7 protein-coding genes are annotated in these 13,310 nt (G+C 53.0%); all 7 read left to right on the forward strand.

The features are described 5' to 3' along the window. The first annotated feature begins 48 nt into the window (after window positions 1-48). Window positions 49-423 carry a 50S ribosomal protein L7/L12 gene (gene rplL, locus Q7T06_RS12835; protein WP_304785195.1) on the forward strand — a complete coding sequence of 125 codons (375 nt, stop codon included), beginning with the start codon at window positions 49-51 and terminating at the stop codon, window positions 421-423. A gap of 268 nt (window positions 424-691) precedes the next feature. Further along, on the forward strand, window positions 692-4,798 hold the full coding sequence (rpoB, locus tag Q7T06_RS12840; protein ID WP_304785196.1) for a DNA-directed RNA polymerase subunit beta: 4,107 nt from the start codon (window positions 692-694) through the stop codon (window positions 4,796-4,798). Between the two features lie 263 nt (window positions 4,799-5,061). Beyond that, window positions 5,062-9,306: a DNA-directed RNA polymerase subunit beta' gene (gene rpoC / locus Q7T06_RS12845; RefSeq protein ID WP_304785197.1), complete on the forward strand. Its 4,245-nt coding sequence runs from the start codon at window positions 5,062-5,064 to the stop codon at window positions 9,304-9,306. A 449-nt stretch (window positions 9,307-9,755) separates the two neighbouring features. Further along, a complete protein-coding gene (gene rpsL / locus Q7T06_RS12850; protein ID WP_011872533.1) occupies window positions 9,756-10,139 on the forward strand; it encodes a 30S ribosomal protein S12 in 384 nt (127 codons plus the stop codon). A 134-nt stretch (window positions 10,140-10,273) separates the two neighbouring features. Further along, window positions 10,274-10,744, forward strand: coding sequence for a 30S ribosomal protein S7 (rpsG, locus tag Q7T06_RS12855; RefSeq protein ID WP_304785198.1), 471 nt, complete (start codon window positions 10,274-10,276; stop codon window positions 10,742-10,744). 126 nt (window positions 10,745-10,870) lie between these two features. Further along, a complete protein-coding gene (gene fusA, locus Q7T06_RS12860; protein WP_304785199.1) occupies window positions 10,871-12,979 on the forward strand; it encodes an elongation factor G in 2,109 nt (702 codons plus the stop codon). Between the two features lie 133 nt (window positions 12,980-13,112). After that, window positions 13,113-13,310 (forward strand): GTP-binding protein (locus Q7T06_RS12865; protein WP_304785200.1); only part of this gene is annotated, 198 nt, incomplete at its 3' end.

A 13,310-nucleotide genomic window follows, 5' to 3' on the forward strand; every position in this document is an offset into this window, starting at 1 on the left:
CTCGCTCAGTCTAGTTACTAAACTATTCAAACAAATTTGGAGTTTCAAATGGCAATTAGCAAAGACGACATCCTGGAAGCCGTAGGCAACCTGACAGTTCTGGAACTGAATGACCTGGTTAAGGCATTCGAAGAAAAATTCGGCGTATCCGCTGCAGCAATGTCGGCTCCTGCAGCTGGCGGCGCCGCTGGTGGTGCTGCTGCTGAAGAGCAAACCGAATTCAACGTTATCCTGACCGATTTCGGCGCGAACAAAGTTGGCGTGATTAAAGCAGTTCGTGAAATCACCGGCCTGGGCTTGAAAGAAGCTAAAGACCTGGTTGATGGCGCACCAAAATCAGTTAAAGAAGGCGTTTCGAAAGCGGATGCTGAAGCAGCCAAGAAGAAACTGGAAGAAGCTGGCGCAAAAGCAGATATCAAGTAATTGCGATCTGCCCGCGCTTTATAAAGAGCGCTCGAGTCAAAGCACGAAACCTCCCGAAAGGGCGGTTCGGCTTTGGCTCCTTTGTCGTTTTTGAATTTATGTGGCCAGCAGCAGGCTTGATTGACTTCATGTAATCTTGTGTGCGGTTTGGTTGTTTGAAGGGCAGAGACTTGAGGTTTCAGTGTTTCGAATTGTGCGGTACCGGCAGTTCGGCAATGCGGCCTGAATCCTGAACTCTCTATCCTTCCCTGTCACTCACGGAGTGTCCATGCACTACTCATTTACTGAGAAAAAGCGCATTCGCAAATCATTCGCGAAACGCGCTAACGTTCACAACGTTCCGTTCCTGCTGGCGACCCAGCTCGAGTCATATCATGGCTTTTTGCAAGAAGACAAAATACCGTCCCAACGCAAAAATGAAGGTTTGCAATCAGCCTTCACGTCCATTTTTCCTATCGTTTCGCACAATGGTTTTGCGCGCCTCGAATTTCTTTCCTACGTGCTCGGCGATCCGCCGTTCGACGTTAAAGAATGCCAACAACGTGGATTGACGTACGCGTCGCCTCTGCGTGCCAAGGTACGTCTGGTGATCCTGGATAAGGAATCACCAACCAAGCCGGTCGTTAAAGAAATGAAAGAGCAGGAAGTCTACATGGGCGAATTGCCGCTCATGACGACTACCGGTTCCTTCGTGATCAACGGTACCGAACGCGTTATCGTGTCGCAGTTGCATCGTTCGCCAGGCGTGTTCTTTGAACATGATCGCGGCAAGACGCACTCGTCCGGTAAATTGCTGTTCTCCGCACGTATCATTCCTTACCGTGGCTCATGGCTGGACTACGAATTCGATCCGAAGGACATCCTGTTCTTCCGCGTCGATCGTCGTCGCAAGATGCCTGTCACCATCCTGTTGAAAGCTATCGGCATGACGCCGGAGCAGATCCTTGAAAACTTCTTTGTTTTCGATGATTTCGCCCTGCACGCTGATGGCGCTGAAATGAAATTTGTCCCTGAGCGTCTGCGAGGCGAAGTTGCGCGCTTTGACATCACCGACAAAGCCGGCAAAGTGCTGGTTGCAAAAGACAAGCGTATCAACAGCAAACACGTGCGCGATGTGGAAGCTGCCGGCATCAAGAACATTTCGGTTCCGGAAGACTATCTGCTGGGCCGCATCCTGGCGAAAAACATCGTTGATGCAAGCACTGGCGAAGTCATAGCCAGCGCCAATGATGAATTGACGGAAGATTTGCTGGCGCGCCTGCGCGAAGGCAATGTCGCCAACATTCAGACTTTGTATACCAATGATCTGGACCAGGGCGGCTACATTTCGCAAACGCTGCGTATGGACGACACCAACGATCAGATGGCGGCGAAAGTTGCGATCTATCGGATGATGCGCCCAGGCGAACCGCCAACCGAAGATTCGGTTGAAGCATTGTTCAATGGCTTGTTCTACAACGCAGATCGTTACGACCTGTCGGCTGTGGGCCGCATGAAGTTCAATCGTCGCATCGGTCGCGACGAATTGACCGGCGCCATGACCTTGTCGAATGAAGACGTATTGGCCGTGATCAAGATCCTGGTTGAGTTGCGCAATGGTCGCGGCGAAGTCGATGATATCGATCATCTGGGTAACCGTCGCGTACGTTGCGTCGGCGAGCTGGCTGAAAATCAATTCCGTGCCGGTCTGGTGCGTGTTGAGCGTGCAGTCAAGGAACGTCTCGGCCAGGCCGAAGCCGATAACCTGATGCCGCATGACTTGATCAATTCCAAGCCTATCTCTGCTGCCATCCGTGAATTCTTCGGTTCCTCGCAGTTGTCGCAGTTTATGGATCAAACCAATCCATTGTCGGAAATCACGCACAAGCGTCGTATTTCCGCACTTGGACCTGGCGGTTTGACACGTGAACGCGCCGGCTTTGAAGTCCGCGACGTGCACCCGACGCACTATGGTCGTGTATGCCCGATCGAAACACCGGAAGGTCCGAACATTGGTTTGATCAACTCGCTGGCTATGTATGCCCGCCTGAACGAATACGGTTTCCTCGAAACCCCATATCGTAAAGTCGAAGGCAGCAAAGTCACGACCCAGATCGACTATCTGTCCGCGATTGAAGAAGGTCGTTACATCATCGCTCAGGCGAATGCGACGATCGACAAGGCCGGCATGTTGTCCGATGAACTGGTTTCCGCACGTGAAGCCGGCGAAACGATTCTGGTATCGCCAGAACGCGTTCAATACATGGACGTCGCGACAGGCCAGGTTGTTTCAGTTGCTGCTTCGCTGATTCCATTCCTCGAACACGATGATGCGAACCGCGCATTGATGGGTGCCAACATGCAACGTCAGGCTGTTCCTTGCCTGCGTCCTGAAAAAGCATTGGTCGGTACCGGTATCGAACGCACAGTTGCAGTCGATTCGGGTACCACCGTTCAAGCGTTGCGTGGCGGTTTGGTTGATTACATCGATGCAGGCCGTGTCGTGATTCGCGTCAATGACGATGAAGCGCAAGCCGGTGAAGTCGGTGTGGATATCTACAACCTGATCAAGTACACCCGTTCGAACCAGAACACCAACATCAACCAGCGTCCTATCGTGCAAGTTGGCGACCGCGTTGCGAAACATGACGTCATCGCCGACGGCGCATCGACTGACCTGGGCGAACTCGCTCTGGGCCAGAACATGCTGGTCGCGTTCATGCCATGGAATGGTTACAACTTCGAAGATTCGATCCTGATCTCTGAAAAAGTTGTGGCTGATGACCGTTACACCTCGATTCATATCGAAGAGTTGTCGGTTGTTGCACGTGACACCAAACTGGGTGCGGAAGAAATCACACGTGATATCTCCAACCTGGCGGAAAACCAGCTGGCGCGTCTGGATGAAGCCGGTATCGTCTACATCGGTGCAGAAGTGACCGCTGGCGATACGCTGGTCGGTAAAGTGACGCCTAAAGGCGAAACACAACTGACACCGGAAGAAAAGCTGTTGCGCGCGATTTTCGGCGAAAAAGCATCCGACGTAAAAGATACATCGCTGCGCGTGCCGTCAGGCATGGTCGGCACCGTGATCGACGTGCAAGTGTTTACGCGTGAAGGTATTGCACGCGACAAGCGCGCACAGCAGATCGTCGACGATGAGCTGCAACGCTATCGTCTCGATTTGAACGATCAGCTGCGTATCGTTGAAGGCGATGCCTTCCAGCGTCTGGAAAAAATGCTGGTCGGTAAAGTCGTCAACGGCGGCCCGAAGAAAATCGCCAAAGGCGCGAAAATCACCAAGGACTATTTGGCCGATCTGGACAAATACCACTGGTTCGATATTCGTCCAGCTGACGACGATGCAGCAACTGCACTGGAAGCCATCAAGGAATCGATCGCTGAAAAGCGCCATCAATTCGATCTCGCGTTTGAAGAAAAACGCCGGAAACTGACGCAAGGCGATGAATTGCCGCCAGGCGTACAGAAGATGGTCAAAGTCTATCTGGCAGTCAAACGTCGCCTGCAACCTGGCGACAAGATGGCTGGTCGTCACGGTAACAAGGGTGTTGTGTCGCGCATTCTGCCTATCGAAGACATGCCGCATATGGCTGACGGTACGCCAGCTGACGTCGTGCTGAATCCGCTGGGCGTGCCTTCGCGGATGAACGTGGGTCAGGTTCTGGAAGTGCATCTGGGCTGGGCTGCCAAAGGCCTGGGCCTGCGCATAGGCGAAATGCTCGATGCGCAAGTCAAGATAGCCGAGCTGCGCAAGTTCCTCGACGCGATCTACAACGAGTCGGGCAAGAAGGAAGACCTCGACAGTTTGAGCGACGAAGAAATCCTGGGCCTGGCTGGCAACCTGAAGAAGGGTGTGCCATTCGCAACGCCGGTGTTTGACGGTGCGGACGAAGGCGAAACCCGTCGCATGCTCGATCTGGCTTACCCGGATCACATTGCCAAGCAACTGGGCATGACGCCGTCGAAAAATCAGGTCACGATGTATGACGGACGTACCGGCGAAGCGTTTGAGCGTTCGGTAACAGTCGGCTACATGCATTACCTGAAGCTGCATCACTTGGTTGATGACAAGATGCATGCACGTTCGACCGGTCCTTACTCGCTCGTGACGCAGCAACCACTGGGCGGTAAAGCACAGTTTGGTGGTCAGCGCTTCGGTGAGATGGAAGTCTGGGCACTGGAAGCATACGGCGCGTCTTATGTCTTGCAAGAGATGTTGACAGTCAAGTCCGATGACGTGAATGGCCGTACCAAAGTGTACGAAAATCTCGTCAAGGGCGACCACGTGATCGATGCCGGCATGCCGGAATCCTTCAACGTGCTGGTCAAGGAAATCCGTTCGCTGGGTATCGACATCGATCTGGAACGCGACTAAGTCGGCTCTGTTTGTGCGGGCCGGCATTTCATCTGGTATGAAATGCCGGCCTGTTCCAAATCTGGTTGCACATGATTTCGCAGTAAAAGTTTCATAGCAAAGCAGCAGTTTTTGGTGGTGTCGTCTGTCCCGGTATGTGCGGAACTCAGCTCATGAAGTTTATCTTCTGGCTCAGCTCTCCCGTCCATGCGAACAGGGTTTAAAGCAGGGTCGGCACAACCTTCTCATCATCAAGCGTTTTTTCACGCCAACTGGAGTGATACATGAAAGCACTGCTCGATCTATTCAAGCAAGTTCAGCAAAACGAACAATTCGACGCGATCAAAATTGGTCTGGCGTCCCCGGAAAAAATCCGTTCGTGGTCCTACGGCGAAGTCAAGAAGCCGGAAACCATCAACTACCGTACTTTCAAGCCTGAGCGCGACGGCTTGTTCTGCGCAAAAATCTTTGGCCCGATCAAGGATTACGAATGCCTGTGCGGCAAATACAAGCGCCTGAAACACCGCGGCGTCATCTGCGAAAAATGCGGCGTTGAAGTCACGCTGGCCAAAGTGCGCCGTGAGCGCATGGGCCACATCGAACTGGCGTCGCCTACCGCGCATATCTGGTTCCTGAAATCGCTGCCATCCCGTCTGGGTATGGTGCTCGACATGACGCTGCGGGATATCGAACGCGTACTGTATTTCGAAGCCTATGTCGTGACCGACCCTGGCATGACGCCGCTGAAAAAATCGCAGATCATGTCGGAAGATGATTACGCTGCCAAGTACGAAGAATTCGGCGACGATTTCACCGCATTCATGGGCGCCGAAGGCATCCGTGAATTGCTGCGCTCGATCGACATCGACCGCGATGCAGAAATGCTGCGTCAGGAATTGAAAGAATCCAAATCCGAAGCCAAGATCAAGAAATACGCCAAGCGCCTGAAAGTGCTCGAGGCGTTCCAGCGTTCCGGCATCAAGCCGGACTGGATGATCATGGAAGTGTTGCCAGTATTGCCGCCAGAACTGCGCCCATTGGTGCCGCTGGATGGTGGTCGTTTCGCAACCTCCGATCTGAACGATCTGTATCGCCGCGTCATCAACCGTAACAACCGTTTGAAGCGTTTGATGGAACTCCGCGCGCCGGAAATCATCACCCGCAACGAAAAACGCATGTTGCAGGAAGCGGTCGATTCGCTGCTGGACAACGGCCGTCGCGGTAAAGCGATGACGGGTGCAAACAAGCGCCCACTGAAATCGCTGGCAGAAATGATCAAGGGCAAGGGCGGTCGTTTCCGTCAAAACTTGCTGGGCAAACGCGTCGATTACTCGGGTCGTTCGGTCATCGTCGTGGGCCCGCAACTGAAATTGCATCAATGCGGCTTGCCGAAATTGATGGCGCTGGAATTGTTCAAGCCATTCATCTTCAACAAGCTTGAATTGATGGGCTTGGCGACAACGATCAAGGCTGCGAAAAAACTGGTTGAGATTCAAGAACCAGTCGTGTGGGACATCCTGGAAGACGTGATCCGTGAGCATCCGGTCATGTTGAACCGTGCGCCTACCTTGCATCGTCTTGGTATTCAAGCGTTTGAGCCAGTCCTGATCGAAGGCAAAGCGATTCAATTGCACCCATTGGTTTGCGCCGCATTTAACGCCGACTTTGACGGCGATCAAATGGCGGTTCACGTGCCACTGTCTATCGAAGCACAGATGGAAGCACGCACCTTGATGCTGTCTTCGAACAACATCCTGTTCCCATCGAATGGCGAACCATCGATCGTGCCGTCGCAGGATATCGTGCTGGGTCTGTACTACGCGACCCGCGAAAAAATCAACGGCAAGAACGAAGGCATGATATTCCCGGACGTTTCGGAAGTCATCCGCGCGTATGACAACAAGGAAGTCGAACTGACTTCCCGCGTCACCGTGCGTATTACCGAGTACCCGAAGAATGTCGAAACCGGCGAATTCGAAAAAACGGTTACCCGTTACGAAACTACAGTCGGCCGTGCGATCCTGTCCGAAATTCTGCCTAAAGGCCTGCCGTTCTCAGTATTGAACCGCGCGCTGAAAAAGAAAGAAATTTCACGCCTGATCAACTTGTCGTTCCGCAAGTGCGGTCTGCGCGCTACGGTAGTATTCGCCGACCAATTGCTGCAATCCGGTTTCCGCCTCGCTACGCGCGCCGGTATCTCGATCTGCGTCGACGACATGCTGGTACCGCCGCAAAAAGTGGACATCATTGCGACCGCCGAAGGCGAAGTCAAACAGATCGAACAGCAGTACTCGTCCGGTCTGGTTACTGCCGGCGAACGTTACAACAAAGTGGTTGATATCTGGGGCAAGGCAGGCGATGACGTCGGCAAGGCCATGATGGATCAACTCAAGGTTGAAGACGTCGTCAAGCGCGATGGCACCAAATCAACGCAGGAATCGTTCAACGCGATTTACATGATGGCCGACTCCGGTGCGCGCGGTTCCGCAGCACAGATTCGTCAGCTGGCCGGTATGCGTGGCCTGATGGCGAAACCGGATGGTTCCATCATTGAAACGCCGATCACCGCGAACTTCCGCGAAGGTCTGAACGTGTTGCAGTACTTCATCTCGACTCACGGTGCACGTAAAGGCCTGGCCGATACCGCTCTGAAAACCGCGAACTCGGGTTACCTGACACGTCGTCTGGTCGACGTGACGCAGGATCTGGTCGTGATTGAAGATGATTGCGGCACCTCGAACGGCGCTTCGATGAAGGCACTGGTCGAAGGCGGCGAAGTCATTGAAGCATTGCGTGACCGTATCCTCGGTCGCGTTGCAGCCAACGACATCGTCAACCCTGAAACACAGGCAACCCTGTATGCAGCCGGCACCTTGCTGGACGAAGACATGGTTGAAGAAATCGAGCGCCTCGGCATCGATGAAGTAAAAGTACGTACGCCTTTGACTTGCGATACACGCTTCGGCCTGTGCGCAATGTGCTACGGTCGTGACCTGGGTCGCGGTTCGATGGTCAACGCCGGTGAAGCAGTGGGTGTTATCGCTGCGCAATCGATCGGTGAGCCAGGTACACAGTTGACGATGCGTACCTTCCACATTGGTGGTGCAGCGTCGCGTGCGGCAGTTGCTTCGTCGGTGGAAGCCAAATCGAACGGTACCGTGCGCTTTACTGCGACGATGCGTTACGTCACCAACGGCAAGGGCGGCCAGATCGTCATTTCCCGTTCCGGTGAAGTGTTGATCACGGACGACAACGGTCGTGAGCGCGAGCGTCATAAAGTACCGTACGGCGCGACCCTGATCGTCAAGGACGGTCTGGTCATCAAGGCTGGTACTGCATTGGCAACATGGGATCCATTGACCCGTCCTATCATTACCGAATACACCGGTACGGTGAAATTCGAGAACGTAGAAGAAGGTTCGACCGTGGCCCGTCAGATCGATGAAGTTACCGGTCTGTCGACGCTGGTTGTTATCGATGCGAAACGTCGCGGTTCGGTTACCAAGACTGTGCGTCCACAGGTCAAACTGTTGAACGAACAAGGTGAAGAAGTCAAGATCGCCGGTACCGAGCACGCAGTGACGATCGGTTTCCAGGTCGGCGCGCTGATCACTGTCAAAGACGGCCAGCAAGTGACCGTCGGCGAAGTGCTGGCACGTATCCCGACCGAATCGCAAAAAACACGCGACATCACCGGTGGTCTGCCGCGTGTTGCCGAGTTGTTCGAAGCGCGTTCGCCGAAAGATGCCGGCATGCTGGCAGAAGTCACGGGTACGGTTGCATTCGGCAAGGAAACCAAAGGCAAGCAGCGTCTGGAAATCACAGACATGGACGGCAACAAGCATGAGTTCTTGATCACCAAGGACAAGCAAGTGCTGGTACATGACGGCCAGGTTGTGAACAAGGGCGAGATGATTGTTGACGGCCCAGCCGATCCACAAGACATCCTGCGTTTGCTGGGTATCGAAGCGCTGGCACGTTACATCGTCGACGAAGTGCAGGACGTGTACCGTTTGCAAGGCGTGAAGATCAACGACAAGCACATCGAAGTGATCGTGCGTCAGATGTTGCGCCGCGTTCAAGTGGTCGATGCTGGCGATGCGAACTACATCGTCGGTGAGCAAGTCGAGCGTTCGGAATTGCTGGACGAAAACGACCGCGTCATTGCCCAGGGCAAGATCCCTGCAACATACGAAAACGTGTTGCTCGGTATTACCAAGGCATCGTTGTCGACCGACTCCTTCATCTCGGCTGCATCGTTCCAGGAAACTACACGTGTCCTGACCGAAGCTGCGATCATGGGCAAACGCGATGGTCTGCGTGGCTTGAAAGAGAACGTCATCGTCGGTCGTCTGATCCCCGCCGGTACCGGCCTCGCGTTCCACCGTGCACGCAAGGAAAAGGAATCGTGGGAAGCGGAAGAGCGTACTGCCCTGTTGCAATCTGAAAAAGCCGCCCGTGCAGCTGAAGCGGAAGCGCAATTTGCAGATATCGCAAGCACCCCGGACAGCGATACCGACGCTTCTTAAGCCACACGTATTGCAATACTTGACGGCACCAAGGCTTACCTTGGTGCCGTTTTTCATTGCTGGAAGATGAACTTTCTTTATCAAAAATAAATTGAAAATATGGAAAGTAGTTGATTATTTTCAATAGAAAATGCTGTTGAAAGCGGGTTTTGAGCTGAATTTGTGTGGTTTCGCAACGAACTTGACTGGCGGTGCCACGACACAGTAGTTGACCGCGCAAACATAGAGGGCTATACTCGCGAGTTCTCGATTTTAAGCTCTGCTGGGCTTAAGCGTTCTTTGGTCTGCTGTGTAGTATTTCTTCCTGGCACTCTCTTTGCGCGCTTTTCCTCCTTCAAGGTTCAATCGAGCCGCGCGTTGAATTCAATTCTTCCGCAATGATTCTTTAGTCCCCGGACAACCGATTTCGGGTTCGTATTATTAATGTTGTATTAGCTGGAAAAAGAGCGATGCCAACCATCAATCAACTGATTCGCCAGCCGCGTGTTTCTGCACGCGTCAAGAGCAAATCGCCGGCGCTGGAAAACAGCCCGCAAAAACGTGGCGTATGTACCCGCGTTTACACCACAACTCCAAAGAAGCCTAACTCGGCTCTGCGTAAAGTTGCCAAAGTGCGTTTGACCAACGGTTTCGAAGTAATTTCGTACATCGGCGGTGAAGGCCATAACCTGCAAGAACATAGCGTCGTGCTGTTGCGCGGCGGTCGTGTAAAAGATTTGCCGGGTGTGCGTTATCACATGGTTCGCGGCGCATTGGATACCCAAGGCGTTAAAGACCGTAAGCAAGCGCGTTCGAAGTACGGTACCAAGCGTGCAAAAGCTGGCAAGAAGTAATTAAGTATTTTCGCGGTCTCCGCGAAATTGTGTCGGTCCCCAATGGGCCGAGTAAGTGGATGGTTATGATGACTGTCCGCGAGAGTGCGGCAAACCTGTTGCTGCACCTCAACTGAAGATTGAAAGGAATCGAAATGCCACGTCGTCGTGAAGTTCCCAAACGGGAAATCCTGCCAGATCCAAAATTCGGCAATGTTGATGTCGCCAAATTCGTTAACGTGTTGATGTTGTCCGGTAAAAAATCGGTCGCAGAAAACATCATCTACGGTGCGTTTGAGCATATTCAAACCAAATCGGGTAAAGATCCGCTGGAAGTATTTACAGCTGCGATCCTTAACTGCAAGCCGCTGGTTGAAGTCAAATCCCGTCGTGTTGGTGGTGCCAACTACCAGGTGCCGGTTGAAGTGCGTCCGGTCCGTCGTATGGCTTTGTCCATGCGCTGGTTGCGCGAAGCTGCAAACAAACGCAGCGAAAAATCAATGCCACAACGACTCGCTGGCGAGTTGCTGGAAGCCGCAGAAAGCCGCGGCGGCGCAATGAAAAAACGCGATGAAGTGCACCGCATGGCAGAAGCGAACAAGGCGTTCTCGCACTTCCGCTTCTAATAGATTGTCGCACTGCGTATCTGCCTGTGCAGACGCAGTTCGCCGCATGTGTAATTTGTTCGAGGCCGGGCACATTTTGTAAAAAATGGCGCTCGGTTTTGTTCATTAAAAGAATTAGGACTAATTATGGCCCGCAAGACCCCCATTGAGCGTTACCGCAATATCGGTATCTCGGCTCACATTGATGCTGGTAAGACAACGACGACTGAGCGCGTTCTGTTCTACACGGGCGTGAACCACAAGATTGGTGAAGTGCATGATGGCGCTGCCACCATGGACTGGATGGAGCAGGAACAAGAGCGCGGCATCACGATTACGTCTGCTGCTACGACCTGTTTCTGGAAGGGCATGGCAAACAATTTCCCTCCGCACCACATCAATATCATTGATACCCCAGGCCACGTTGACTTCACGATTGAAGTTGAGCGCTCGATGCGTGTGCTCGACGGCGCGTGCATGGTTTACTGCGCAGTTGGTGGCGTGCAGCCGCAATCCGAAACAGTGTGGCGTCAGGCTAACAAGTACAAGGTTCCACGTTTGGCATTCGTCAACAAGATGGATCGTACCGGCGCAAACTTCTTCAAAGTGTACGAGCAAATGCGCGCACGCCTGAAGGCTAATCCTATCCCTATGCAAGTGCCTATCGGCGCCGAAGACAACTTCGAAGGCGTGATCGATCTGGTAAAAATGAAGGCGATCTACTGGGATGACGCATCGCAGGGCATGAAGTTCGATTACCGCGATATTCCGGACAATCTGCTGGCTGAAGCGAAAAAATGGCGCGAGAACATGGTCGAAGCCGCCGCTGAAGCGTCAGAAGATCTGATGAACAAGTACCTGGAAGAAGGCGATTTGTCGGAAGCTGAAATCAAGGCTGCAATCCGTCAGCGTACTATCGCCAGCGAAATCGTGCCTATGATGTGCGGCACAGCTTTCAAAAACAAGGGCGTGCAGGCCATGTTGGACGGCGTGATCGAGTACTTGCCATCGCCAGTGGATATTCCACCTGTGCCAGGCATGAACGAAGATGACGAGCCTGTCGTGCGCAAGGCAGAAGACAATGAAAAGTTTTCGGCACTGGCATTCAAGATTGCAACCGATCCATTCGTTGGCCAGTTGTGCTTTATCCGCTGTTATTCCGGCACCTTGAACTCGGGTGACACCGTTTATAACTCGGTTAAAGAGAAAAAAGAACGCGTCGGCCGTATCGTTCAGATGCACGCAAATCAGCGCGAAGAAATCAAGGAAATGCTCGCCGGCGATATCGCTGCGGTCGTTGGCTTGAAAGATACGACAACTGGCGACACCCTGTGTGACGACAAAGCGATCGTTGTCCTCGAGCGCATGGTGTTCCCTGAGCCGGTGATTTCGCAAGCTGTTGAGCCTAAGACGAAAGTCGATCAAGAAAAAATGGGCCTGGCGCTGAACCGTCTGGCAGCTGAAGATCCATCGTTCCGCGTGCGTACCGATGAGGAATCAGGTCAAACCATTATTGCTGGTATGGGCGAGTTGCATCTGGACATTATCGTTGATCGTATGAAGCGCGAATTCGGCGTCGAAGCGACTGTCGGCAAGCCACAAGTTGCGTACCGCGAAACCATCCGTAAAGTTTGCGAAGAAATCGAAGGTAAATTCGTCAAGCAATCCGGTGGTCGTGGTCAGTACGGTCACGTGGTTCTGAAAATTGAGCCGCAAGAACCAGGCAAAGGTTTTGAATTCATCGACGCGATCAAGGGCGGTACCGTTCCACGCGAATACATCCCTGCAGTTGAAAAAGGTGTGCGTGAAACACTGACTTCCGGCGTTCTCGCTGGCTACCCAGTGGTTGACGTTAAAGTCACCCTGTTCTTCGGTTCGTACCATGACGTCGATTCGAATGAAAACGCGTTCCGTATGGCTGCATCGATGGCATTCAAGGACGGCTGCCGTAAAGCCAGCCCTGTCATCCTGGAACCTATGATGGCGGTCGAAGTTGAAACGCCTGAAGACTACGCTGGTACCGTGATGGGCGATCTGTCCTCACGTCGCGGCATGGTGCAAGGTATGGATGAAATCGCGGGCGGCGGCGGCAAGATCATTAAAGCCGAAGTTCCTTTGTCCGAAAAGTTAGGTTACTCGACATCGTTGCGTTCCGCAACGCAAGGTCGCGCAACCTACTCGATGGAATTCAAGCACTACTCTGAAGCACCTAAAAACGTGATCGATGCAATCGTCACGTCGAAGGCGCCGAAGTAATCGCATTCGTTACAAAGGGCCAGGCGAGTGGAGCGTATATGCAAAGCTCCCTGGTTCGCAGCAAATAACTGTCAAGTGATGCCCCGAGGGGCGTCCCACTATAGATAAATCGCTCTTTTGAAGGAAGAATAAAATGGCAAAAAGTAAATTCGAACGGACCAAGCCGCACGTCAACGTAGGCACGATTGGCCACGTCGATCATGGTAAAACCACATTGACAGCAGCGATTGCAACCGTATTGTCGAAGAAATTCGGCGGCGAAGCAAAAGCATACGATCAAATTGACGCAGCGCCAGAAGAAAAAGCGCGCGGCATCACGATCAACACCGCA

The organism is Herminiimonas sp. (assembly GCF_030645555.1).
Lineage (GTDB): Bacteria > Pseudomonadota > Gammaproteobacteria > Burkholderiales > Burkholderiaceae_D > Oxalicibacterium.